Origin of the sequence: Flavobacterium sp. MDT1-60, from assembly GCF_014844035.1 — a bacterium.
Taxonomy (GTDB): Bacteria; Bacteroidota; Bacteroidia; order Flavobacteriales; family Flavobacteriaceae; genus Flavobacterium.
In genome coordinates this window covers 5,287,798-5,313,906 of the sequence record NZ_CP062159.1, presented here as the reverse complement: position 1 = coordinate 5,313,906, position 26,109 = coordinate 5,287,798, and the positions used below count along the sequence as shown (strand labels likewise).

Genomic DNA, 26,109 nt, shown 5'->3' with positions numbered 1-26,109 from the left:
ATTGAGCCGTGTTTTTTTTTGCCAAAGATATAAGGATTGAAAAAAGGTTGCCACGAATTTCACGAATTTACACGAATTTTAGTTTGATTATTAAGTCAAATAAATTAGTGTAAATTCGTGAAATTCGTGGCAAACAAATCTTTTTAATCCGTAAAATCTATGGCCATTATTTTTTTAAAAGCCTGGCTTTCATTTTGCTGAAAAATTCTGGCGTAACGCCTATGAAAGAAGCGATTTGCTTTTGAGGAACTTTGTGAACTAGTGTTCCATATTTGGTGGTAAACTTCTCGAAACGTTCTTCGGCGGTTAAACTCAGATTATCCATTAATCTTTGCTGATTGGCAACTAATGAATTTTCAATTAAAATTCTGAAGAAACGCTCTAATTTTGGGATATCGTGATATAACTGTTCCTGGTTTTCTTTTGAAAGAGAAACTACTTCGGCATCTTCTAAAACTTCGATAAAAAGCTGTCCCGGTTTTTGCGAAAAAAAACTATACATATCGCTCATCCACCAGCCTTGACAGGCAAATGATAAAACATGTTCGACAATATTATCGTTGATATTGAAGCTTCTTAAAATTCCGGAATTTACAAAATATGAATGTTTGCAAACTTCGCCGGCATTCAATAAAATGGTTTTGGTTTTATAGGTGTTTGTTTCTAATTTGGATAAAAAATGCGCCTGTTCTTCAGGTGTCAGCGAAACGTGTTTGGCAATATTTTCAAGAATCAATTCCATTATTTTTGTTTTACTAAAGTGAATGAAGTCGCTTTAAAACGATTGTTTTCTACTTTTCCAGTAACGGATGCTTTGCGGATTGCATTGCAAAAACCATCTTTTGCATGTGCGTCACCATGTTCATCAATTGTAGTTCCGTCCACGAAATAAGCTTTTCCGTCAATGCGAACGGCTAAATCACAACCGTTGCCTTTCATTCCAAATTGACATTCGCCACAGGCCGTTTCTACGATTTGAGGTTTTTCGGTTGTTTTTTTATCCTGAGCCTGAGTTGCTATTCCAATAAACAGCAATATAAATAAGATAAGTTTTTTCATTTTTAAGAATTTACAGTTATTAATTTAGAAGTGGTTTTGGCACGTTCTACTATTTCTTCGATGGGTGTTGCTAGTGAATCGTGACTTAAAACAACTCCCATTCTACGATAAGGTCTTGAAGTTGGTTTTCCGAATATTCTGAAATCAGTTTTGGGTAAAGCGGCTACTTTTTCGATTCCGCTAAAAGTTGGGTTCGCTGAATCTTCAGAAGCTAAAATTACAGCGCTTGCTCCGGCTTTTTCTAAAGTGATTTCGAAAATGGGAAGACTTAAAATCGCACGTAAATGTAGTTCGAATTCGTTAAAATTCTGAGTTCCGGCTAAAGTTACCATTCCGGTATCGTGTGGGCGGGGAGAAAGTTCAGAGAAATAAACACCTTCATTGGTTAAGAAAAATTCTACCCCAAAAAGTCCTGCACCGCCAAGCGCTTCGGTAATTTTTTCGGCCATATCCTGCGCTTCGTACAAATCTTTTTCTGAAACTAAAGCCGGCTGCCAGCTTTCCTGATAATCGCCTCGTTCTTGTCTGTGACCTATTGGAGTGCAAAATAAGGTTGGATTATCATTTTGAGTTATTGTCAAAAGCGTAATTTCCGAATGAAAATCAACAAAAGCTTCTACAATTACTTCAATAACATCGCCACGCGAACCTGCAACAGCATACTGCCAGGCTTTTTCGATATCGCTTTCTGCTTTAATCGTCGATTGTCCTTTTCCGGATGAAGACATTAAAGGTTTGACTACACACGGAATTCCGACTTCCTGAACTGCTTTTTGCAATTCCTCTGCTGAAGTTGCATATTCATATTTGGCTGTTTTTAAACCTAATTCTTTTGCTGCTAAATCACGAATAGCTTTACGATTCATGGTAAAGTTTGCCGCTTTCGCTGAAGGAACAACGGTGATTCCTTGTTTTTCGTAATCATAAAAACGTTCGGTGCGAATGGCTTCTATTTCAGGAACTATAAAATCGGGTTTGTGTTTGGCTACGATTCGGTCAAGAGCTTCGGCATCGAGCATATTGATCACCTCAAAACCGTGAGCGACTTGCATGGCCGGAGCATTTTCGTAACTATCAACAGCAATTATAGTTTGTCCGATTCGTTGTGCGGCAATGACAAATTCTTTGCCTAATTCGCCTGAACCGAGGAGTAGTATTTTCATTTTGTTTGATTTAAAGTTTTGGTATTTTGGCATGCTTTAACAATAATTAAACTGCTTATAAAAGTTAAAATCATTAATATAAATGATAGGAATAAAATCATTAATAATGAAAATAAAATTTGATAAGGAATTTGCACGTTAAATACTGATGAAATTCCGTTTACGAATAATCCAATAACATATATTGTAAAAAGTGCGGTTATAATTTTTGAACTTACGCCGAATGAAAATTGAGAACAAGCTTTGAAATAAGTTATTTGATTTAATGAAAAGGTTAGTTTTTTGGCGGTGTTCCAAAAGAGAAAAACAATTAATAAAGGAAATAGGATCCCCCAGAATAGCGGGTTCCAAAAAATACCAAAATCGCATATTTGGATGCATTGAAAAACAAAATAGCTATCTGAAAATATCAATAAAGGAAAAAAAGTGCACACAAATAATCCAGCAATAATTGAATATTTTTGGATGCTATTTTTTGTTTCCATTTAAATTTAGTTTTGAGAGTAAAGATAAAAAAATGGATTTTAATCTCACGCAGATTTTGCGGATTCAACAGATTTAAATTGTTAATAGATACTTTCTCGTTTTACGGTTTGCGTGAGGGATAGAAGTGGAAAGCCCACAGCCGTGAGGAACGAACAGGCGAGGACTTGTAACGGATAGCCCGACCCGGAGGGACACGCCCAAAATAAAAAACCGATACTTCTTTTAAAAGCATCGGTTTGTATTTTAATGAAAATGATCTTCCTCAATTTCAAATTCGGCGTCTTTTTCCCAAATTTCCATTTCACAAGGCTTACAGTTGAATTTTAGTTTGTATTCAAGTTCACCTTGTTTTAATACTAATGGTTCTTTTACCTTGACACCTGCTATGTCTTTTTGGTGTATCGGACATTTTTTTAATTCGTATTTGATGCAATATTTGGTTGTCATTACACGAGATTTTCCCGGATCCCATTGTAATTCGAATGCTTTTTCGATTTCGGTAACACCATGACGTTCGTAGAATTTACGAGCCGTTTTGTTCGAAACGTTGTACATGAAATCTAATTTGGTTTCAGGATACGGATGTGACGTTTTTACCAATTGGTGTTCTTCGCGTTTGTAATTTTTCAAGCGAATTTCGGTTAACTGATCGTAAACCGTTCTTCGCATTTCGTTGATTTTTGAAATAGGAAGGAACCAGTTTTGAGAAAACATGATATTAATTTCATCAGCAGTGTAAGGCGTAAAACCTGTTTTTGCCAATTGTGTTTTGATGTTTTCTTCAATTAATTCACCAGTTTTAGTCTGCTCTTTTACATGTTCTAAATTTACGATGCTTACATTTCCGTCTTCATCGGTAGCGATTAATTCGAAGCCAGTTTCATTTTCTGTAAGCAATAAAGTCGTGCTGATTTTTCGAACTGCACTATCTTCTCTTTCTACAATTTTAATGAAAGCTGCATCATTATTTCTGTAGATAAAAGTTCCGTCTTTTATTTCTTTTAAAACGTTCGGATATATTTTACCGTTTTCTGCTTTGTTTACGTAAATTCCGTCAGCTTCATTGTTTTCGTTGATGAAACAAAGTCCGTCACCGTTGTTTAAGAATTCGCCGTTTTCGATTTCGTAAGCGTTTCCAACAGTTCTGATTAATTTACCAATATATTGACCTTTTGATTTTGGACTTTCCCAAGAACCAATGGAGCTGTGTCTTTCGTTTACAAAATAATCGGTGTAACCGCGGTTGAAAGTTCTGCTCAAAGACGAATCGAAAGTATAAGTGCATTTTCCAGACGAAGCTTTCGTGTATTTATCGCTTCCTTCGCCTTCTAAATAACTATCTAGTTTCTGGCGTAAATACGATACATTGTTTTTTACATAAACAACATCTTTTAATCTTCCTTCGATTTTAAAAGAAACGATTCCTGCTTCAATTAAATTCGGAATCTGCTCTGAAATATCTAAATCTTTTATAGAAAGTAAGTGACTGTTTTTGATTAAAGTTTCTCCGTTTCCGTCGATTAAGTTGTAAGGCAAACGGCAGTTTTGTGCGCAAGAACCGCGATTGGCACTGCGTTCTCCGTTGGCTACACTCATATAGCAGTTTCCGCTGAAGGATACACATAATGCACCTGTCACGAAAAATTCTAACTCAACATCTGCTTCGTCGTAGATTTGTTTTATTTGATGCAGGTTTAATTCGCGGGCTAAAACTACACGTTTGATTCCGGCATCTTTAAGGAATTTAATTTTGTCTGCGTCACGGTTATTGGCTTGTGTGCTGGCATGAAGTACGATAGGAGGAAGCTCCATTTCCATAATCGCCATATCCTGAATGATCAGGGCATCAACACCAATATCGTATAATTCCCAAATCATTTTGCGGCAAGTTTCCAATTCGTTGTCATATAAAATGGTATTCATAACGACAAAAACCTGAGCATTAAATAAATGCGCATATTGTACTAAAGCGGCAACATCTTCAATGGAGTTGTTGGCATTTGAACGGGCGCCAAATTGCGGTGCACCAATATAAACGGCATCGGCGCCACTATTTATGGCAGCCATTCCCCCAATTAAATCTTTTGCTGGAGCTAATATTTCAATCTTCTTCTTCATTTCTAGTGCTTTAGGCTTTTGTGGTATTCACGCAAAAAAGTTTGCAAAGTTCTTATAAATAATTTGAGTTTGCTAATACTGAAGTGGTTTTTTTTGAAATAGTTAGGTAATATGGAATGATGATGGTTAATAATTATGATTATTGATTTAATGGAAAAGTAAGTCCAAAAGCTGCCGCTCCACAATATTGATCTGCTGCTGAATGAAAATAATAGGTAAAAGCAATATCTACATTATGTTTTGGGCCTAATGCTAATCCCAAAGTAAAAGGAACATGCATTAAAATACCACTTTTTTTGATGTTGGTAAAGGGTGTATAAGTTTCGAAAGAACCTATAGAAGCACCAATTCCACTTTCAATATACGGAGCAATCCAAAGAATTGGAGCACAAATTCTGGCTTTTCCACCAAATAAAAAAGCTTTAGAAGTTACCTTATATTCTGGTTGATTTTGATTCTCATTTTTGTCACAGGATGTTACTATAAATCCGGCATAGGGTCTCAAGCCAAACCATTTGGTTAATCCGAAAACATATTCCCCTTGTGCATAAAAACCAGTGCCATCTATATCTGCATTATCATCCGGTGCGCTTAATCCCAGACCTATAGATGCATTTATAAATTCGCCTTTTCTTGGTTGAGCTTTTGCCAGATTAGAAAAAAATAAAGTAAAGATTATAATTAAAAAAGAATTGCGTAAAGTTCGGTTCATAAATAGTTTTTGGTTAAGATTTATTAGTATTGGTTGAAACGAAAATAAAGATTTATTTTTAATTTTTATTAAATAAAAAAAACTACCCGGTTTTACAACCAAGTAGCTTTCTTCTCAAAAAAATAGCATCAATTATTATGACGATCTTTTCGTTTTAATTTTATCCAATGTACTTTGGATGCTGTTTAATTGTTTTGAAACAATGGCAATTTGACTTCCGTCCAATTGATTTTTCTCAAGTGCCATTTTGAATTTTTCAACAGCAGCTTTTTCTCCGGTAATACAAGCATTGATAATAGCTTCAGTATCTCCACCGGTAAATGATGATTTGATGTCAATCCAGGTACGGTGCAAAGCTCCTAATGGACCTCCGCCAGAAGTATCTGTTGATTTTCCCAGTTTGTTGATTTGGTCCTGCAATTCAACTATGAATAAGGCGCGTTCGCGAGCGTACTCTAAAAAATCAGCTTTGATAATAAGATCTTCTGCATGTTCCGCGGCATTGGTATATCCTAGTTTTCCGTCTTCCAAAATAGAAATTAATCCTTCTAAAGTATTAATTGCTTCTGTTGTGGTTTCTTCTGTATGTATCATAACTTTTAATTTTAAATTAATGTATAATACAAAGTTGGGATTTTATAGAGCCGTATGTCTTATAGAATTATAGAGTCATTTTATAAGATTGTGGAATGGGAATTTTGAAAGGTTTAAATTTTGTTTGCTACGAATTTCGCGAATTTTCACGAATTATTCTGTGCTGGATTAAAGTTTAAAATTGTTTGCCCGTCCGCCGCCGCGGAACGTCCATAAAAAAACAGCTTAAAGTATAAAGTGATGAAACTTTGAACCTTAAGCCGTTTTAATAAAACTATCTATATTTTTATACAGTCAAAGCTTCTTTGATTCTGCGTAATGCTTCTTTTAAAATATCATCGCTTGTCGCATAAGAGAAACGAATACAATTTGGATTTCCGAAAGCGTCACCTGTAACAGTTGCTACGTTAGCCTCAGCTAAAAGATACATTGAAACATCGTTTGCATCTTTAATTTCAGTTCCTCTTAAAGTTTTTCCGAAGAAAGAAGAAACGTCTGGGAATACATAAAAAGCTCCTTCCGGAACGTTGATTTTTACACCAGGAATTTCTTTTAATAATCCAACTACCAAATCTCTACGAGTATGGAAAGCCTGAACCATGTGGTTTAATACGCTTGGATCAGCATCTACAGCAGTAATTGTAGCGCGTTGTGCTACAGAATTTGCTCCTGAAGTTACTTGTCCCTGAATTTTTGTACATGCTTTTGCAATGAATTCCGGTGCTCCAATGTAACCAATTCTGTATCCTGTCATGGCGAATGCTTTTGCAACTCCGTTTACAGTGATTGTTTTTTCTAGCATTCCAGGAATTGAACCGATACTGCAGAAAGTACCTGAGAAATTGATGTGCTCATAAATTTCGTCAGCAACTACATATATATTTGGGTGTTTTTCTAGAACTTTTGCAAGCGCTGTTAATTCTTCTCTACTGTAAACAGAACCTGAAGGGTTACATGGAGAACTGAACCACATCATTTTTGTTTTTGGTGTGATAGCAGCTTCTAATTGTTCCGGAGTGATTTTGAAATCAGTATCTACAGAAGTTGGAACCTCAACTGGAATTCCGCCTGAAAGTTTTACAATTTCGAAGTAAGATACCCAGTAAGGTGCTGGTAAGATAACTTCGTCACCATCGTTTAACATTACTTGTGCAATGTTGTATAAAGATTGTTTTGCTCCTGTAGAAACTACGATTTGAGTTGGTTTGTACTCTAATCCGTTGTCTCTTTTGAATTTTCTTGAGATTGCTTCTCTCAATTCCAAATAACCTTCAACTGGAGAATATGTGCTATAATTTTCGTCAACTGCTTTTTTAACTGCTTCTTTAATAAAGTCTGGTGTATTGAAGTCTGGTTCACCTAAACTTAAACTGATAATGTCTTTTCCTTGTGCTTTTAATTCGCGTGCTAAAGCAGCCATTGCTAAGGTTTGTGAGGTCGCTAAGTTGTTAATTCTGTCCGAAAGAATATGATTCATTATAAAAATTTTGAATGTCCTTAATTTCAACTTTAATTAAGGAAGGTTAATTATTAATAGATTTTTTATGCTAGTTCAGGTTTCATTCCAAGTTCTTTTAAGTGCTTGTAATGCGCAATAATGGCACCTCTCATGGTTCTGAATTCATGATAAGGCAAATTGCATTCGATTGCAGTTTGTTTTACAATTTCAGCAATTTTCCCATAATGTATATGACTGATATTTGGAAAAATATGGTGTTCAATTTGGTGATTTAATCCCCCGGTAAACCAATTGATAACTTTGTTTTTTGGCGCAAAGTTAGCAGTTGTGTATAGCTGGTGAATTGCCCAGGTGTTTTCTATTTCACCTTCTTCATTCGGAACAGGGTTTGAAGTTTCTTCCACAACGTGTGCCAATTGAAAAACAATACTTAAAATTAATCCTGCCGTGTAGTGCATTACAAAAAATCCAATCACAACTTTCCACCATGTTACGCCCAAAATCATTGGCAAAGCCATCCAGATTAAAACGTAAATTATTTTTGTAATTACTAAAACAGTCCATAATTTAGTTGGACTTTGAGGAGCTCCGTAAGATAATTTTCTTTTTAAGTAATTTTTCATTTGCTTAAAATCGGTTGTTAATGCCCAATTAAAAGTCAATAGTCCATATAAGAAAAAAGAATAATAATGTTGAAATTTGTGAAAACGGTGCCATTCGGCATTTTGTGTAAAACGAATAATTCTTCCCGCATCCAAATCTTCATCGTGACCGTGAATATTAGTATAAGTATGGTGAAGTACATTGTGTTGTACTTGCCAGTTGTGTACATTTCCGGCTAAAACGTAAATGCTTCCACCCATAATTTTGTTGATCCAGGATTTAGAAGAATAAGATCCATGATTCCCATCATGCATAACGTTCATTCCAATTCCGGCCATTCCAACTCCCATCAGGATGTTTAATAGCAATTGTGCCCAAAAAGGCATATTAAGAGTTAATATCAAAAAGTACGGCGTTAGAAAAACGGCAAAAAGAATAACAGCTTTTAAGTGTAGTTTCCAGTTTCCGGTTTTTTGAATGTTATTCTCCTTGAAGTAATTGTTTACTCGTGAGTTAAGTGTTCTGAAAAACTTCAGATTGTCTTGTTTAGCAAATGTAGGCGCAATGTTATTCATAATTAATTTAAATAGTTTTCAAAGGTAATTATTATAAATTTTCAATTTGCAAAATTGAGTTAAATATTTCAATCGTAAAGTAGTACTTTTGTTAAAAAATTACTACAATGGATGAGATATTGAAATATTTTCCGGATTTGACCGAACTTCAAATCGAACAATTTCAAAAATTAGACTTTTTATACCACGATTGGAATGAAAAAATCAATGTAATTTCAAGAAAAGACATTGATGCCTTATATACAAAACACATATTGCATTCGCTTGGAATTGCAAAAATTATGAAATTCGAACCGGGATCAACCGTTTTGGATGTTGGAACCGGTGGAGGCTTTCCCGGGATTCCGTTAGCGATTCTTTTTCCAGAAACCCGTTTTTATTTGATTGATGTTATTGCAAAGAAAATAAAAGTGGTTCAGGGTGTTGTTGACGCATTAGAATTAAAAAATGTAAAAGCAGAACAAAAACGTGCTGAATTAGTAAAAGGTGATTTCGATTTTATCGTGAGTCGTGCCGTGACCAACATGCCGGATTTTGTTTCGTGGATAAAAGATAAAATTAAAAAACAACACAAGCATACTTTAAAGAACGGAATTCTGTATTTAAAAGGAGGTGATTTGACCGAAGAATTAAAAGATTTTCCGAAAGCGACCTTATACGACTTGTCTGAAATTTTTAAAGATGAGTTTTTTGAAACTAAAAAAGTGGTTCATCTTCCCTTGAAGTTTACTGTGTAACATCCAAAAACTAATAAAAAAACCGAATACTGATGAAGAATTAGTTTTTTTTATTAGTTTTTCGAGTTGATAAAATTCATAAAATATTGTTGGTCAACTGCAAAAGAAAAAATATCTTTTATCAAATAGTAATTTTTAGGATCAGTGCAAGATGTGTAGGCACTTTTTACAAATTTCATCTGATTTTGGGAAAAAGATAATGTTTTAGCAATCTGTGCAATTTGATCTGTTCTTAAACAATTATTTAAAATAATATTTTGAGCGATGGATAATTTCTGATCATCAAAACTCTCTTTTTTTATTGTTGTGATTGCAATTTCAAAATCTTTGGAGTTTAATTCGGGACATCGTTTTTCTATTGATTTTTTGTGATTATCTCTTGATTCGGGTTTACTGTTGTTTATATTAATATTTATACCATTATTAATTATAATATTTGGATTAGAGGGCTGCTCGTGAATTACAAAAACATCTGAGGCGGGTACATAATTAGGAAATATTGGTGCACTGGAAAAATAAATTAATTTCATTTTTTTGTTTTTGTCTACTTTAATTTTATAAGTACTTTCTTCAAAGGTAGCTCCGTCATTGGCAATGACAGAAACATGTTTGTTTATAATATCTTTTAAGCTTTTATTTTCAAAAACAATTCTTACGTTATAATAGCGCTGATTCAAATTTTCTATTCTTACATTAGTTTTTGATTCGCTGTTTTGTAATTCTCCATTTAAATAAACGTAGAACCTTTCAGGATTATCAGAGAATATATTTAGGTTCCCGCTTGCAGGATAATATTGCTGAGCAAATGCAGTAAACGATACAAGAATAAAATAAAGGAAATGTGATTTTTTCATGATAGATTCTTTTTACTAAATGTTATATAATAATGAAGCCAATCATTTCTAGATTGGCTTCATTGTTTAAATACTAATTAGCTTTTAACTCTTTAAACTGTGAAGTGTACATGTCTTTTACCTCAACTTCAGTATTATCTTTTAGCCTGCGTATCTTGTAGGATATAGGAGCAGATGAAGAAACGAGGTCAGCAGAAGTAGGTGCTTTTAGAAACTCAACAAAGCTATTGTAATCGCTTACTTTTCCTCCTAATGCTAATGGGCCTCCCACGATCATAACTTTTATTTTATTTTGTGCAAATAATTTTTTAAACTCTTCTGAGTAGCTTACATCTAAGCCAATATTGACAACTTTAAGAGCAACTCCTACTGATGCTTTTACCATCATATTATTATAAGTTTCATCTTTAGTGGTTTCAATCAATATATAGGCAACTCGTCCATAATCTACATTGCTTACATATACAGGTTCATGTGTGCCAAAATTGTTTGTACTAATATCGCCATCAATCCAATCTGTATAGTATTTTGGATTAATGGTCATGCTGTACAAACGTTGTCTCACTTTTACCATAACGTAAGATTTTGTATTGGTTGATCCGCTATTTTGGGTGTAACCAAAGTTAGCCTTCACTAAACCGCCTAAAACATTAACATTTAAATGCGCATCAAGTGCTTTTTTAAAACTGTTTTCGGTTGTGATCTCATCACTTTGATATTCATAGTAAGTTGGAATAGCTTCGTAATCAATTAAATTTTTATTTTTACTCACTAAACCATTTATAACAGTGTTTATTTCACTAGGATTAGGTAAAGCATTAGCACTAACTGATAGATCCCCTCTTAAAGACATCGATAAAGTAACAGGCTTAAAAGCATTTTTTAAAACAAGAGGGTCGTAAGTTGCATTCATAAAACTAGATCCTCGCAAAATACTTCCAGGATAAATTACATCCAGATTAGCCTCATTGATGATAGAAAGTGGAGACAGTGTGGTTTGTTTTTCGACAGTGGTCAGGTAAACATATTCGTTATTTCCTGTTGTAGGATTTAATTCTTGTGTTCCTGTTTTTACAGAACTTAGTACTTTATCCGGTTTGGCGGTAAAAGTAACTTGCTGTAAGTCATTAAGAGTTTTTTCAGGATTGTTTTTGCTTTCGTCATTGCTACAAGAAATAAGTAATGCACTGGCCGAAAAAAGGAAAAATGCTGTTTTTTTCATAGGGTTTCTCATATTCATTTTTTTAAGATTATTATTTTTGTTGTATACTGACATTATTATAGACAATAATGTTGTCGGGTTCATGATCTCTTTTTTGTATTACTTTGAGTTCACTTAATATCCATTTTGGCACAGTTTGAGGGCCGCTTTCTGTGTCTACTTTATTGCTAAAAGTCATTTTTTCATTAATAAGGATAGTGCCTTCATATTTTTTTTTATTATAAAGGGCGGTGTAAGTATTTTTTTTAGACTCGCTGTTGGTTAAATAAGTGTCATTTGTCTGGTCTCCATCATCTACAGTAAATTCATAGTAACGACTGTGCTCAGATGCTCTAAACATAGTAGGATTCTGAGTTTGTTCACTCCAGGTGTAAAAGTCAAATTGTACTGCCGAGAATAACAATTCTTGCGTGGATCCCGCGAGATATTTGTTTAATTTCATTTTGTGTAATTCATACTGCTGAGTAAAATTTCCTGGTTTTAGGATTAAAACAAAAAAGGAAGAATTTGCTTTTTTGAGGATAATGCTGTCCCTTGTTTTTTTAGTGGGGATACTGTCTTTTCCAACGCCAAATGTGCTTGAAAATGGTATTTTTATTTCTTCCTGAAAATTATAATCAATCTTATTACGCTGGTGTTTCGTTGCATCTGTGGTTATAGGTTTTAAAACATACACTACATCTGGAGCATTGTCGAAATTTTTGATTTTGATATCAAATTTTAAATTTTCACCTACTTGAATATTACCCCAATCTGCTCTTTCAATATTTTTTGACAAATTAAAATTGGCTTCATTTTGCTCAACAGTATGTGATGAGCTGTTATCTTCACTACAAGAGGCTAGTGAAATTAGGATAAAAAACAAATATTTTTTCAGGGCTTAATTTTTTTGCAAGAAACCACTTTACAATATTATTTTCGTTTGCAATAAGTCTTTAAACTATTAAAATAGGATACTTTGCTATGTGCCTTGTGAAGAGAATTTTAGTCAAAAAAATCGATAATTTATTATTATCGGGGCTTTTCATTTTAAATGGTGAATTATAATTAAGATGCTTTATTTTTTAAGCGTAAATACGGATTTGCTTTAGAATCCAGATGCGTAATAAAATCATTTAAGGCATTTTCTGAGTTTTCAATGCTGTACTGAAATTCAGGATCAAAGAAGAATTCACGACAAATTACAGGTTCATTAGAAGAGTCATAAAAGACTTCTTCTTTTTTATTTGCATCGGTATCAGAATAAGGGTAAGGAGATAAATGACCTAATTCATTTATTATAGTAAACCATTTAAACTTGAAACTTGAAATTTTAAACTTGAAACCTCGTTCATCCTCTGATATTTTTCGCTCATGTACTTTTATTTGTTCAATCTGTAATAGACGAATATCTTTACTACAATACTTAAAACTTTTGGATTGAAAATAATTACAAAAATATCGACATACTGGACAATTCAATTAATCGGTTGGATTACAACTTCCTTGTATTGGGGATTTTTGGCTTTTTTTGGCGGTACTTTTATATGGAAAATTGGCATAGCTGATTTAATACTTGATGTGACGATTGGTATTGCACTGACACATATTTACAGAAACTTCGCTTTAAAAAACCGATGGAATAAATTAAGTTTAAAAAAGTTAGTTCCAAGAATTGCAATTAGTGTTTTGGTACTCTCTTTACTCTACATGCTTTTAATTGTTGGTAAACTTTATCTGGTACGTTTAATTGTTTTAAAAAGCAGTCCTGCATCATTTATGGTATTTTTAAAGTCCACACAATTGCAAGTTTTTATCACTGGTACGAGGTTAATGTCTATTTGGGTATTGGCTTACCATCTGTATCATTATTCAAGACTTGAAATAGAAACGGTAAAAGAAAATGCCCGATTATCACTTATAATGAAAGAAACACAACTGAATAATTTGAGTGCTCAGTTAAATCCGCATTTCTTTTTTAACTCATTAAATAATATAAAATTTTTGATCTTAGAAAATCCAGATTCGGCCAGAAGAGCAATTGATTTATTGTCTGAATTGTTGCGAAATTCGTTAAACAATAATGCTGGAAGATTAATACCCTTAAATGAAGAGATTAATCTCATCAGAGATTATTTGGAATTAGAGAAAATTCGGTTTGAGGAACGTTTGCAGGTAAAAATTGAAACTAGTGTGGACTTATTGAAATACTTAATTCTGCCTTTAAGTATTCAGTCTTTGGTTGAGAATGCCATAAAACATGGAATCGAAAAAAGAAAAAGTGGTGGATTTATTACTGTAAAAGTTGAAATGGAGCACAATTTTATAAAGATCAGTGTTCAAAATTCAGGTAAACTAAGTAAGGAAATAAAAGATTCCGGTATCGGGTTGAGTAACCTGAAAGAACGATTGCTGCTGCAGTATAACGGAAATGCTTTTTTTGAAATTAAAGAGATGAATGATGAAACAGTTTTGACAACAATTTTACTTCCAGCGAAATGAAAAAGATTAAAGTTATAATAGTAGATGATGAACGATTATCGCGGGAAGAATTGAAAAGGGCTTTATTGGTTTATAAAGATTTTGTGCTAATAGGTGAAGCAGAAAATGCTGATGATGCAAAAGATTTAATTGAAGCAAATAAGCCTGATCTAATTCTTTTAGATATTCAGATGCCTGAGAAATCCGGCTTCGATTTATTAGAATCTTTAGATTATTTACCAGCCGTGTTATTCACTACCGCTTTTAATCAATACGCGGTGAAGGCATTTGAAGTTAATGCTTTAGATTATTTAATGAAACCTATACGGGAAGAACGATTCACACAAGCAATTGAAAAAATAAGAAATACGATAAACTTAAAATCTTGTTCGAATAATTCATTAACAAGCAATCGAAAAATTTTTATTAAAGATGGAGAGAAACGGTTTTTTGTGCAATTGGATGAAATTTATTTAATCGAATCACTTGAAAATTATACCAGACTTTATTTTCAGGAGAAAAAAGCATTTCAAAGACGTTCTCTTCGTCAATGGGAAGAGATGTTGGATGAAAATATTTTTTTCAGAATAAATAGGACCGAAATTGTAAATATAAATTATATACAGGAAGTAAAAAAGACAGTTGGGGGAGGGCTGGAAGTAAAACTAAAGACAGGTGAATTACTAAAAGTTTCAAACCGTCAATCAGTTAAATTCAAAAACAGCAATGAGATTTAGTGAAACCGTCAATAAAACGATTCAATGAAAACAATTTTAAATTTTGCATTTCTTATTTTATTAATATCAAATACATTCTCACAACAAACAAGTGCAACAAAATTAGGAGATTTAAAAAGCATCTATAATATTCAGGATAGTGTGATGATTAAAACACGAGATGGTGCTTTTATATCGGCAATTGTTGTTAGAAAAAAAGGAGTTTCTGTTCCGAAACCTGTAATACTTCAATATACTATTTATGTCAGGGATAAAGGAAGAGATATTAAATCTTTAAAAGAAGCAGCTGATAAAGATTATATTGGGGTTATTGCCTATTCGCGAGGCAAGCGATTTAGTCCTGCTGAAATATTTCCTTATGAAAACGAAGCCAACGATACCTATGATGTCATCGATTGGATTAGCAAACAAGAATGGTGTAATGGAAGTGTAGGAATGTATGGCGGGAGTTATAACGGATTTACCCAATGGGCGGCCTGTAAAAAAATGCACCCTGCGCTTAAAACAATTGTACCATATGTTGCCAACAGACCCGGAATGGGCCTGCCAATGGAAAGTAATGTTTTTATAAATCCCAATTATGAATGGTCTTTTTATGTTGGGAATAACAAGTACCTGGATACAATAGCGGGAAATGATAGACAGCGTTTTAGAAAGATGCAGTTTAAATGGTGGGAAACCGGAGTAGCTTATAAAAGAATAGATAGTATTGACGGTAGTGCGAACAGACTCTTTCAAAGATGGATAAAACATCCTTCATTTGACGAATATTGGCAGAAAATGGCACCTTATAAAAAAGATTTTGAACAAATAAGCATTCCGGTTTTAGCTTTTGATGGTTATTATAATGATTCTCAAAATTCAAGTTTGTATTATTTAAGAGAACTTCAGAAATACAATCCAAAAACTCCAATGTATTTAATTATTGGACCATATGATCATTTTGGTACTCAAATTGGAGGTAAAATTGATTTACGGGATTACAAAGTTGATTCAACAGCAATAATCGACATCAAAAAAATAACGTATCAATGGTTTGATTATATACTGAAAAATGGAACAAAACCAGAATTTCTGAAAGATAAAATTAACTACGAAGTTATGGGAGCAAACGAGTGGCGAAGTGCTTCTTCTCTGGATAAAATGAATAATGGTTTCTTGCAGCTGTATTTAACAGATAGTAAATCAGGAAAATACTATTCTTTAGATTTCAAAAAGCCAGTTAAAAAAGCTTATTTGTTTCAAGAAGTAGATTTTTCAGACAGGCAAATAGCAAATAACGATTATTATCCGGATCCTATTATAAGAAAAGAAATTGATACAATTAACGGGTATATTTTTATAAGTGAACCGTTAAAAGAACCACTCTTAGTAAATGGTTCGTTCTTTGGAGAAATAAAAGCAAGTATCAATAAAAAAGATATGGATATAGGAGTTACACTATATGAAGTAACGCCAAATGGAGAGTATTTTCATTTGTCTTATTTCATTGGTCGCTCCAGTTATGCCAGAGACATCACAAAAAGAAATTTGTTGAAACCAGATAAAATAGAAGCTATTCCTTTTTCAAATACACATTTAATAAGCAAGCAATTGAGTAAAGGAAGTCGTTTGCTTGTGGTTATTAATGTTAATAAGAATGCATTTTCTCAGTTAAATTATGGAACAGGAAAAGAAGTTAGTGATGAAACTATTCAGGACGCAAAAGAACCATTAAAAGTAAAATGGTACAATGATAGTTTTATAAAAATTCCGATTTGGAAATAAAAAAAAGCAAAAGCCGAATCTAAATTTAGATTCGGCTTTTTATATAGACTTTAAGACTTTCGACTTTCCAACTTTAAGACTATCCTAAAAACGGATATCTGTAATCTTCCGGAGTTACAAAAGTTTCTTTGATCGTTCTTGGAGAAGCCCAACGTAATAAGTTCAATGCAGAACCTGCTTTATCGTTCGTTCCTGAAGCTCTTGCTCCACCAAAAGGCTGCATTCCAACAACTGCTCCGGTTGGTTTATCATTGATGTAGAAGTTACCAGCAGCATTTTGCAATTTCGTAGTCGCTACTTCAATAGCATAACGATCCTGGCTAAATACAGCTCCTGTTAAAGCGTACTCAGAAGTAGTATCAACTAATTCTAAAGTCTCTTCCCATTTTGCATCTTCGTAAACGTAAATAGTAATAACTGGTCCGAATAATTCGGTTTCCATTGTAGTATATTTTGGGTTTGTAGTTACAATAACTGTTGGCTCAATAAAGTAACCTACAGATTTATCGTAATTTCCACCAACAATAATTTCTGCGTCAGCATCTTTTTTAGCCTGATCAATATAACTGGCTAATTTATCAAAAGAACCTTCGTGGATAACTGCAGTAATGAAGTTTCCAAAATCTTCCGGAGAACCCATTTTCATAGATTTTACATCAGCAATTAATTGTTCTTTTACAGCTGGCCATAAACTTTGTGGAATATAAGCTCTTGAAGCTGCAGAACATTTTTGCCCTTGAAATTCAAATGCACCACGAGTAATACCTGTAGTCACTTGTTTTACGTTAGCGCTTGGGTGGGCAATGATAAAATCTTTACCACCCGTTTCTCCAACGATTCTTGGATATGTTTTATAGTTGTGAATGTTTGCACCAATTTTAGCCCAGATATCTTTAAATACATGAGTTGATCCTGTAAAGTGAACACCAGCGAAATCGCGGCTTGCCAAAACAGTATCAGTAATCATTAAAGCATCTCCAAAAACAACATTGATAACGCCATCAGGAACACCCGCTTCTTTGAAAACTTCGATGATGATTTTTGTAGAAAAAACCTGGCTGTCACTTGGTTTCCAAATTACAACGTTCCCCATCATTGCAGCACTTGCAGGAAGGTTTGCAGCGATAGCAGTAAAGTTAAAAGGAGTAATCGCGTAAACAAAACCTTCAAGAGGTCTGTATTCTAAACGATTCCATGTTGTAGAATCAGATTTTGGCTGATCTCCGTAAATTTGGGTCATGAATTCTACGTTGTAACGTAAAAAGTCAATTAATTCACAAGAAGCATCAATTTCTGCCTGGTGAATATTTTTAGATTGTCCAATCATAGTAGCAGCGTTGATACGAGCTCTGTATGGACCTGCAATAAGTTCAGCAGCTTTTAAGAAAATAGCAGCACGCTGTTCCCATGCCATATTTGCCCATGCTTTTCTTGATTCAAGTGCATTGGCGATTGCTTTTTCGATATGTTGTTTTTCAGCTAAATGATACGTCCCAACAATATGTTTGTGATCGTGTGGAGCTGAAATAGTTTTTGTATTTCCAGTTTTGATTTCTTCACTTCCAATGTATAATGGAACATCAATTTTTGAGTTCCACATTGTAGTGTAAGCTGCCTGAACAGCTGCTTTTTCTGGTGAGTTTGGTGCGTAACCTTTTACAGGTTCGTTTACCGCTTTTGGTACATGAAAGAATCCTTTTAACATGGGATAAATTATTTTAAAATTACGAATTGTCTAATTTTTTACAAAAGTACAAATGATAATTTGAATATATCACAATACAATATTAAAAAGTTGTAATTTAATAAACTAATCACGTGAAACTGTAAAACAGCTTGATTGATAAATAGTTAAATTTGATAGAATGTGCCAAAACGGTTTATCAATATTAAAAATGGTAACAACATGAAAATCCCTCTTCTAGCTTTTAATGATAATGGAATTTACTGTCAACAGGCCGATGTTTATCTCGATCCATGGCGGCCGGTAAAAAATGCAATTATTACGCATGGACATTCTGATCACGCGCGTTGGGGACATCAAAATTATATTACTCATCACTCCAATATTCCAATAATCCGACATCGTTTGGGCGAAATAAATGTTACGGGAAAAGACTGGAACGAAACTTTTGTAATTAATAACGTAAAATTCTCTTTTCATCCCGCCGGACATATTATTGGTAGTGCCCAAATTCGGGTTGAACATAAAGGAGAAGTCTGGGTTTTTACAGGAGATTATAAAACAGAAGACGATGGAATTTCTGTTCCTTATGAAGTGGTGAAATGCCACACTTTTATAACCGAATGTACTTTTGGTTTGCCAGCGTTTAACTGGACTCCGCAGGCTGAAGTAATGACAGATATCAATAATTGGTGGGCAGAAAACAAAGCAGAGGGAAAAACTTCTGTTCTTTTTGGATATTCTTTAGGAAAAGCACAACGACTTTTAAAATATTTAGACACAGATCTCGGAACAATTTATACACATGGTGCTATTGAGAATATGACAAATGTTGTCAGGCCTTTAGTGGATCTTCCTCCAACTACTTTAGTGACCTACGAAACCAAAAAAGAAGATTTATTGGGGAATATTGTTCTAGCACCACCAAGTGCGCACGGAAGTGTCTGGATAAGAAAAATGACTCCCTTTGTTACTGGTTCAGCAAGCGGATGGATGGCATTTCGCGGAGCGAGACGCAGACGCGCGATTGACAAAGGTTTTGTTTTGAGCGACCATTGCGATTGGTTTTCTTTGTTGAACAGTATTAAAGCGACGGGCGCCGAAAGAGTAATTTGTACGCACGGCTGTACCGATATTTTTTCTAAATATTTAAGAGAATTGGGTTATGACGCCAGAACGGAGAAAACGCAATACGAAGGTGAAACAATAGAAATGGAAAAGGAAGTTGAAACCGAAAAAGAAATTCGAGAATGAAAAATTTCGCCCAACTCATAAAAGTCCTTGACAGTTCAAACAAAACGAATGTAAAAGTCGATGCACTGACCCTGTATTTTAAAAACGCATCGCCGGAAGACAAAGTGTGGACGATTGCTATTTTATCGCACCGTCGTCCGCCGAGACCTGTTAATACCACTTTATTGCGTAATTGGGCAAATGAATTAGCCAATATTCCGTTATGGCTTTTTGAAGAAAGTTATCATATCGTTGGTGATTTGACCGAAACAATAGCTCTGATTATTCCAACTACAAAAGAACATTCTGATAAAAGTTTAACCGAATATCTTCAGGAGATTATTGCCTTAAAAAAGAAATCTGATCCTGAGAAAAAAGAATATTTGCAGGAAAACTGGTTGGCGTTGAATTATTACGAACGTTTTGTTTTTACGAAATTAATCACTGGAAGTTTCAGAATCGGCGTAAGCCAAAAATTAATGACAAGGGCACTTTCTAAAGCAGAAGATGTTGATGAAGATGCTTTAGCTTATAAATTAATGGGGAATTGGGATCCTAATACAATTACTTTTCAGGAATTGATTTTAGACGAAAAAAGTAGTGATTATTTATCGAAACCGTATCCGTTTTATCTGGCGTATCCAATTGAAGGTGAAGTTAACAATTTAGGAAATCCGGAGGACTGGTCCGTCGAACATAAATGGGATGGAATTCGATCTCAAACGATTATCCGCGAAAGCGAAATTTATGTCTGGTCAAGAGGCGAGGAGTTGGTAACCGATAAATATCCGGAGTTTAAATCTTTTGTCGGTTTAATTCCCAACGGAACTGTTATTGATGCCGAAATTTTAGCTTTTCCCGAAGGAGAAATTGGAACTTTCAATGATTTGCAAACTAGGATTGGTCGCAAAACGATATCAGTCAGTTTGCTCGAAAAAGTTCCAGTAATCTTAAAAGCGTATGATATTTTAGAATGGGAAGGTCAGGATATTAGAAATCTACCGTATTCAGAAAGAAGATTACTATTAGAACAATTATATGATTCGATAAAAGATAAAACTAAAAATTTTCAGTTATCAAAAAGAGTTTTGCTCCATTCCTGGGAAGATGTTGCGGTCGAAAGAATGCGTGCCCGCGAAATGAAAAGCGAAGGTTTGATGATAAAACGCAACAATTCGACTTATCAGGTTGGAAGAAAAAAAGGCGATTGGTGGAAATGGAAAATAGAACCTTTGGTAATTGATGCGGTTTTAACGTACGCCATGCGAGGTCACGGTCGAAGATCGAATTTATTTACCGATTACACTTTCGCACTTTGGCAAACGAATGAAAAAGACGAAAAGGAACTGGTCACTTTCGCAAAAGCCTACTCCGGTTTAACCGATGCCGAATTCCGACAAGTAGATGATTTTATAAAGAAAAACACATTAGAAAGATTTGGTCCGGTTAGAAGTGTAACCCCAAAATTAGTTTTCGAAATTGGTTTTGAAGGGATCGCACTTTCAAAAAGACATAAAAGTGGCGTTGCTACGAGATTTCCAAGAATTCTGAGATGGCGACACGATAAAAAAATTGAAGATGCTAATTCGATTGAAGATTTGAAAAGTATGATTTCATAAAAGGTTCAAAGGGACAAAGCAACAGAGTTTCAAAGAAAAAAACTTTAGGAAACAGCTAAACTTTGTCCCTCTGAACCTTTGAAACTTTGAACCTTATAAAAAAAATGAACAGAGACGAATTATATGTATTAGCGGAAAACTGGTTTAAGGATCAGGGATGGAAATCTTTTCCATTCCAGACTCAAACCTGGACGGCATTTCTGCAAGGCAAAAACGGTTTGTTAAATGCACCAACCGGTAGCGGAAAAACCTATGCCTTATGGTTTCCGATAGTTCTTGATTACATCAAACAAAATCCTGATTATAAAACCACCCGAGGCAAAGCCGAACGGAGCGTAGCTAAACATAAGTCAGGATTGAAAGCCATTTGGATTACACCTCTACGAGCGCTTTCTGTTGAAATAAAACAAGCTGCTGAACGAATTATTACAGATTTAGATTTGTCATTAACAGTGGGAATTCGTTCTGGAGATACTTCGCAAAACGAAAGAACAAAACAGAGCAAAAAAATGCCTGACTTGCTGATTACAACTCCTGAAAGTTTACAATTGCTTTTGGGATCAAAGGAATTTGCAAAAACTTTTGCCAATTGTTCTGCCATTGTTGTTGATGAATGGCATGAATTATTAGGCACAAAACGAGGTGTTCAAATGGAATTGGCTTTGTCAAGATTAAAAACAGTTGCCCCAAAAATGAAAATTTGGGGAATTTCAGCCACCATTGGAAATTTGGAATTGGCACAACAAGTATTGTTAGGTTTGGATTCTGAAGCGTATAAAAATTCAGTTTTGATAAAAGCAAATATCAACAAGAAAATAAAAGTGCTTTCAATTCTTCCGGAGAAAATGGAGAGCTACCCCTGGCGTGGTCACTTAGGTTTGCATTTAATTGATGAGGTGGCCAAAATCATTAGGAGAAGCAAAACCACTTTAATTTTTACCAATGTTCGTTCCGTTTGCGAAATGTGGTATCAGGCAATTCTGGAGAAATATCCTGAATTTGCCGGCGATATGGCCATGCATCACGGAAGTATCAGTAGAGAGGTTCGGCAATGGGTTGAAAATGCGATCAGAAATGAAGAATTAAAAGTGGTAGTTTGTACCTCAAGTCTGGATTTGGGGGTTGACTTTGCACCGGTTGAAACGATTATTCAGATTGGCGGACCAAAAGGCGTTGCACGTTTTCTGCAAAGAGCAGGAAGAAGCGGTCATCAACCGGGGAAAGAGAGTGTTATTTATTTTCTTGCCACACATGCAATTGAATTAATTGAGGCATCGGCACTAAAAAAAGCGGCTGCAAAAACGATTGTCGAAGATCGTATTCCGTACTTGAACAGTTGGGATGTTTTGGTTCAATATTTAAATACGCTGGCCGTTTCTGAAGGATTTTCCCCGGATGAGATTTACAAGGAGATAAAACAAACTTTCTGCTATCAAAATATGACTAAAGAAAATTGGAACTGGATTCTCAATTTTATTACTAACGGAAGTCAGAGTTTACAAGCTTATGATGAATTTAAGAAAGTAGAAATCGAAGAAGACGGACGTTTTAAAATCAATAGCAGATTAATAGCTATGCACCACAGAATGCAAATTGGGACTATTGTTGGAGATGCAGTTCTTAATGTTAAATATTTAAGTGGAGGTTATATTGGAACTATTGAAGAATGGTTTGCCTCTAAACTTAAACCAGGAGATGTTTTTACGTTTGCCGGAAAAAGACTCGAATTATTCCGTGTCAAAAATATGCAGGTTTTGGTTCGGAAAGCAGATCTGAAAAAAAGTTCTAAAACAGTAAGTTGGATGGGAGGCCGTATGGCGTTGTCTGTACAAATGAGTGAATTATTACGTGAAGAATTATATGCGGCAAACACTGACAATCTAACTCCCGAATTAAAAGCATTAAAACCTATTTTTGACAGACAGCGGAAAGAAAGTATTGTTCCTGATGCCAATGAATTTTTAATTGAAACATTTAAAACCAGAGAAGGATTTCATGCTATTTTTTATCCTTTTGAAGGAAGGTTTGTACATGAAGCCTTAGCGAGTATGTTGTCTTACCGAATTAGTCTGTTGTTCTCCATCACGTTTTCATTAGCCTATAATGATTACGGTTTTGAACTACTTTCCGATCAGGAAATTGATATGGAAGCTATTTTTGATAATGATTTATTTTCTACGGAATATGTACATCACGATTTACAAAAAAGTCTGAATTCGACCGAAATGGCAAGAAGAAAATTCAGAGATATTGCTGTAATCGCCGGCCTGGTTTTTACAGGAATGCCTGGCCGACCAGTTAAAACCAAACATTTGCAAAGTGGTTCCCAATTACTTTTTGAAGTCTTTCGGGATTTTGAGCCTGACAATTTATTGCTGCATCAGGCGTTTATAGAAACATTCGAACATCAGTTAGAAGAAGGACGTTTGATTCAGGCTTTAGAAAGAATTAACCGGCAAACGATTGTGTGGAAACAGTGTAATAAACCAACGCCTTTTAGTTTTCCAATCATTACAGATCGACTCAGAGAGAAATTATCAAGTGAAACACTACAAGAAAGAATCAAAAAAATGACAGCCAGTTACATGAAATAATTGTTTATGAGAATATTAATTAATAATCAGAAATTCATTTTACATCAATCTGGTGCCGTTTTTTGGGAAGAAAAAAAGATGCTTTTAATTTCGGATGTTCATTTAGGAAAAGTGACCCATTTTAGAAAACATGGAATCGGAATTCCGAAAGAGGCTATTTTTGAAAATTTTAATCGTTTAAAAACGGTTTTAGAAATATTTGGTTCAGAAACCATTATTTTTTTAGGAGATTTATTTCATAGTAAAATCAATACCGAATGGAATTTTTTCACGGATTGGATAAAAGAGCATTCACAGAAAATAATTTTAGTGGAAGGGAACCACGATATCATTTCAAAAAGTAATTACGAAGACCTGAATATTGAAATTTACAGTGAATTGATTATTGATGATTTCTTGTTAACGCATCATCCAACAGAAAAAGAAGAATTTTTTAATTTTTGCGGACATATTCATCCTGCCATACAATTAAAAGGATTGGGAAGACAGTTTTTAAGTTTGCCTTGTTTTTTTCGAAAACCAAATCAGCTGATTTTTCCCGCTTTTGGAGAGTTTACTGGAAATTCCTATATGACTCCGACAGAAAATGACAAAGCATATGCAATCACAAGAGAGGGTGTAATAGAAATTTCGATAAATTAATTTAAAGCAAATGGAGCACACATTCTAAAAGTCGGAACAATAACTTTGAACGTTTTGGTAGTAGTAAAATTGATCATATTAAAATGACCTTTCATCGCACCATAAGGAGATGAAAGCAAGCAACCAGAACTATAGGTGTGGTTTTCTCCAGGTTTTAAAACTGGTTTTTTTCCAATGACACCTTCTCCATCAACAACTTCTAAGTCGTTAAGAGAATCAAAAATTTCCCAGTGACGAGAAGTTAATTGTACTGAATCTTTACTGTGGTTTTCAATCGTAACTACGTAACTAAAGGCAAAGTGAATCTTATAGTTCTTGAAGTAAGTACCTTCAAAACTAGTCAAAACAGATATTTTTATGCCTCTTGTGATCTGAGAAACCATACTAACGTAGTATATATGTGTGTGTTATAGATGCAAACTTACGAAAAAAAATCGTTCAACGAAATCCTTTAACAATGTTTTAATTAGTGATGTTTATTGAGTTTGCATTTCCTTTTCCGATTACTCTTTCGTATCGATCTGAACTATGTTTGTAATAAACCAGGACAGTGTACTCGTTTTCTGTCTGATAGAAATTACCATCAATAGCATTTTCATAATCAATCATACCTTTTTTATCGGCCACGCGATACTCAAAATTGGTAAAACCTTGTTTGATCATGACTGCTTTTTCGTAGACTCCTTTTTTTTCATTGTAGTCCATTTTGTATTCTGGAGATAAGCTGTAATTGTTGAACATTCCAACAATATAAATGTCTTTATTTAACTGGAAAGCCGGAGCTGAAAGACTAAAATAAACCCAGGCATAATCAGCTTCAATTTCATTATTAGAGGCGTTTATGTTTTTTACAACAAAATTTCCGTCTACATCTTCATATAAGGTATAAATCTGGTTTGCTCTCGCCTGATTGGTATATAAAAAGGAACTGTAAATATCGTTCGCCGAACCTACTTTTGCAACATTATTACTTGCGGCACGAATGTCTTTATTTTCAAAATATAAAAACTCATTTCCTGCCCAAAATTGTGTCTCTTTATCGTATTTATAAACCATTTGATTTCCTATTGTGTATTGTGGAACAATATTTTTGATACTAGTATTAAAATCCCCATTTTGCAATAACAGCACTTTTAAGTTTTGCAAAGGGGTCTGAAAAACAATATCATTTGAAAGCACAGTAAATTCAAGATTTTGCTTGTAATCAATATTGCTGAGGTTTCGGCTTCGTTTTACTAAAGCTCCAACCGTTGAATGATCTTCAAATAAAATGAATTTTCTGGAGAAAACAACTTCTCTGTCTTCATTCAAAATTCTCAGCATATAATTCCCTGAAATTCTCAATTGCGTAGTAAACTGGTTCGGAAAAGAAAGGCGATAATGAGAAAAAGCCTGAAGCGTATTAAAGGAATTAGAGTAATCTGTAATTCTCTGATTGTCAAAACCGCGAACATAATCCGTTTTCGGAATATCAGTTGGAATCCAGTTATAATCGCAATGAATTAAATCAAAATAATAATTGGCTTCATTTCCAAACAAATCATCAAATTGTAATTCAAATGTCGAACCTAATTCGAAAATCGGCACGACATTATTTCCATTCTGAACAAATGAAACGGTTTTGATATTATAGGGAGGAGTAACTTCGGTTTGTACTTCCTGGGCTTTCGCCGAAGTAAAAATGAAAAGTAAAAGTAAACTTTGAAACAAAAATTTTGGCATCTTATTACGTTGTAAGATTGTAAATATAACAATTTATACAACGAAAAATAAGTCGTTTTATTGGTTTTA

At 34.2% G+C, this 26,109-nt stretch carries 22 protein-coding genes; 8 read left to right on the top strand and 14 right to left on the bottom strand.

The annotated features are described in order from the left end of the window. Positions 1-166 precede the first annotated feature (166 nt). From IHE43_RS22275 to IHE43_RS22240, 8 genes are all read right to left on the bottom strand, one after another. Positions 167-742: a Crp/Fnr family transcriptional regulator gene (locus tag IHE43_RS22275; protein ID WP_072975369.1), complete on the bottom strand. Its 576-nt coding sequence runs from the start codon at positions 740-742 to the stop codon at positions 167-169. Continuing rightward, a complete protein-coding gene (locus tag IHE43_RS22270; RefSeq protein WP_192185924.1) occupies positions 742-1,059 on the bottom strand; it encodes a DUF6370 family protein in 318 nt (105 codons plus the stop codon). Before IHE43_RS22270 ends, IHE43_RS22275 begins: the two co-directional genes overlap by 1 nt. Positions 1,060-1,061: 2 nt before the next feature. After that, entirely contained in the window at positions 1,062-2,255 is a 1,194-nt protein-coding gene (gene purT, locus IHE43_RS22265) for a formate-dependent phosphoribosylglycinamide formyltransferase (RefSeq protein WP_370526675.1), read from the bottom strand. Positions 2,256-2,951: 696 nt separating this feature from the next. After that, on the bottom strand, positions 2,952-4,826 hold the full coding sequence (locus IHE43_RS22260; protein WP_192185922.1) for a U32 family peptidase: 1,875 nt from the start codon (positions 4,824-4,826) through the stop codon (positions 2,952-2,954). A gap of 139 nt (positions 4,827-4,965) precedes the next feature. Further along, positions 4,966-5,538, bottom strand: a complete 573-nt coding sequence (locus IHE43_RS22255) for a hypothetical protein (RefSeq protein WP_192185921.1) — start codon at positions 5,536-5,538, stop codon at positions 4,966-4,968. 135 nt (positions 5,539-5,673) lie between these two features. Continuing rightward, positions 5,674-6,132 carry a PA2169 family four-helix-bundle protein gene (locus IHE43_RS22250; RefSeq protein ID WP_192185920.1) on the bottom strand — a complete coding sequence of 153 codons (459 nt, stop codon included), beginning with the start codon at positions 6,130-6,132 and terminating at the stop codon, positions 5,674-5,676. A 286-nt stretch (positions 6,133-6,418) separates the two neighbouring features. After that, positions 6,419-7,609, bottom strand: a complete 1,191-nt coding sequence (locus IHE43_RS22245; protein ID WP_192185919.1) for a pyridoxal phosphate-dependent aminotransferase — start codon at positions 7,607-7,609, stop codon at positions 6,419-6,421. 65 nt (positions 7,610-7,674) lie between these two features. Next, the gene (locus IHE43_RS22240; protein WP_192185918.1) at positions 7,675-8,769 is read right to left on the bottom strand and encodes an acyl-CoA desaturase; all 1,095 of its coding nucleotides are present in this window, start codon (positions 8,767-8,769) and stop codon (positions 7,675-7,677) included. Between the two features lie 107 nt (positions 8,770-8,876). On the opposite strand from IHE43_RS22240, the gene rsmG reads away from it, so the two are divergent. After that, positions 8,877-9,506, top strand: coding sequence for a 16S rRNA (guanine(527)-N(7))-methyltransferase RsmG (gene rsmG / locus IHE43_RS22235; RefSeq protein ID WP_192185917.1), 630 nt, complete (start codon positions 8,877-8,879; stop codon positions 9,504-9,506). 53 nt (positions 9,507-9,559) lie between these two features. Here rsmG and IHE43_RS22230 read toward each other — a convergent pair whose 3' ends face one another. The 3 genes from IHE43_RS22230 to IHE43_RS22220 all read right to left on the bottom strand — a co-directional run bounded on the left by IHE43_RS22230 (position 9,560) and on the right by IHE43_RS22220 (position 12,447). Next, positions 9,560-10,360, bottom strand: a complete 801-nt coding sequence (locus IHE43_RS22230; protein WP_192185916.1) for a DUF4476 domain-containing protein — start codon at positions 10,358-10,360, stop codon at positions 9,560-9,562. A 73-nt stretch (positions 10,361-10,433) separates the two neighbouring features. Continuing rightward, positions 10,434-11,594, bottom strand: a complete 1,161-nt coding sequence (locus tag IHE43_RS22225) for a thiol-activated cytolysin family protein (RefSeq protein WP_192185915.1) — start codon at positions 11,592-11,594, stop codon at positions 10,434-10,436. Between the two features lie 19 nt (positions 11,595-11,613). Further along, positions 11,614-12,447 (bottom strand): hypothetical protein, encoded by an 834-nt coding sequence (locus IHE43_RS22220; protein WP_192185914.1) that lies wholly within the window; start codon positions 12,445-12,447, stop codon positions 11,614-11,616. A gap of 554 nt (positions 12,448-13,001) precedes the next feature. On the opposite strand from IHE43_RS22220, the gene IHE43_RS22215 reads away from it, so the two are divergent. Genes IHE43_RS22215 through IHE43_RS22205 form a run of 3 tightly spaced genes read left to right on the top strand, consistent with a single transcriptional unit; the run spans position 13,002 to position 16,546 of the window. After that, positions 13,002-14,063 (top strand): sensor histidine kinase, encoded by a 1,062-nt coding sequence (locus tag IHE43_RS22215; RefSeq protein WP_192185913.1) that lies wholly within the window; start codon positions 13,002-13,004, stop codon positions 14,061-14,063. Further along, positions 14,060-14,779 carry a LytTR family DNA-binding domain-containing protein gene (locus tag IHE43_RS22210; protein WP_192185912.1) on the top strand — a complete coding sequence of 240 codons (720 nt, stop codon included), beginning with the start codon at positions 14,060-14,062 and terminating at the stop codon, positions 14,777-14,779. Before IHE43_RS22215 ends, IHE43_RS22210 begins: the two co-directional genes overlap by 4 nt. 24 nt (positions 14,780-14,803) lie before the next feature. Further along, entirely contained in the window at positions 14,804-16,546 is a 1,743-nt protein-coding gene (locus tag IHE43_RS22205) for a CocE/NonD family hydrolase (RefSeq protein WP_192185911.1), read from the top strand. Positions 16,547-16,625: 79 nt separating this feature from the next. Here IHE43_RS22205 and pruA read toward each other — a convergent pair whose 3' ends face one another. Then, entirely contained in the window at positions 16,626-18,251 is a 1,626-nt protein-coding gene (gene pruA / locus IHE43_RS22200) for an L-glutamate gamma-semialdehyde dehydrogenase (RefSeq protein ID WP_192185910.1), read from the bottom strand. A 201-nt stretch (positions 18,252-18,452) separates the two neighbouring features. Here pruA and IHE43_RS22195 point away from each other — a divergent pair, with 201 nt between their 5' ends. The 4 genes from IHE43_RS22195 to pdeM all read left to right on the top strand — a co-directional run bounded on the left by IHE43_RS22195 (position 18,453) and on the right by pdeM (position 24,318). Further along, positions 18,453-19,484, top strand: a complete 1,032-nt coding sequence (locus IHE43_RS22195; protein WP_192185909.1) for a ligase-associated DNA damage response exonuclease — start codon at positions 18,453-18,455, stop codon at positions 19,482-19,484. Next, entirely contained in the window at positions 19,481-21,082 is a 1,602-nt protein-coding gene (locus tag IHE43_RS22190) for an ATP-dependent DNA ligase (protein WP_192185908.1), read from the top strand. Before IHE43_RS22195 ends, IHE43_RS22190 begins: the two co-directional genes overlap by 4 nt. Positions 21,083-21,186: 104 nt before the next feature. After that, positions 21,187-23,676, top strand: coding sequence for a ligase-associated DNA damage response DEXH box helicase (locus IHE43_RS22185; protein WP_192185907.1), 2,490 nt, complete (start codon positions 21,187-21,189; stop codon positions 23,674-23,676). 6 nt (positions 23,677-23,682) lie between these two features. Then, entirely contained in the window at positions 23,683-24,318 is a 636-nt protein-coding gene (gene pdeM, locus IHE43_RS22180) for a ligase-associated DNA damage response endonuclease PdeM (protein WP_192185906.1), read from the top strand. Here the strand turns inward: pdeM and apaG are convergent. Further along, positions 24,315-24,701, bottom strand: coding sequence for a Co2+/Mg2+ efflux protein ApaG (apaG, locus tag IHE43_RS22175; RefSeq protein ID WP_008467225.1), 387 nt, complete (start codon positions 24,699-24,701; stop codon positions 24,315-24,317). The genes pdeM and apaG overlap by 4 nt on opposite strands. Positions 24,702-24,780: 79 nt before the next feature. Then, entirely contained in the window at positions 24,781-26,040 is a 1,260-nt protein-coding gene (locus IHE43_RS22170; protein ID WP_192185905.1) for a DUF5103 domain-containing protein, read from the bottom strand. Positions 26,041-26,109: the final 69 nt, after the last annotated feature.